Here is a 236-nt window from a genome sequence, read left to right as displayed (position 1 = left end):
CGATCATACATACGTCCCCTTGGCACACTTGTATTGACAGCTACCTCCTCTTTACGCTCTAATTCGCGTACATAATCTTCCCCTTTTACAATTTGCATATAGCCAAGTCTAAAAATTAGCATTGAAAATACTAGAAATATAGCAAAGAAAAGGACATTCATACGAAATGTTAAATTAGAGTGATGTTTTGCTTTAACACTCGTCGCGCGATTTTTTCCCGGTGCTTTGCGCATATG

Annotated in this window: 1 pseudogene; it reads right to left on the bottom strand. The window is 38.1% G+C overall.

The features are described from left to right. Positions 1-233, bottom strand: a pseudogene (locus PVA17_RS25220) (penicillin-binding protein); the annotation flags it as partial. Positions 234-236: the final 3 nt, after the last annotated feature.

The sequence above is a fragment of the Lysinibacillus sp. CNPSo 3705 genome (assembly GCF_028674935.1).
Taxonomy (GTDB): Bacteria; Bacillota; Bacilli; order Bacillales_A; family Planococcaceae; genus Lysinibacillus.
The sequence above is the reverse complement of the archived record's forward strand: the minus strand, read 5'-3'. Positions and strand labels throughout refer to the sequence as shown.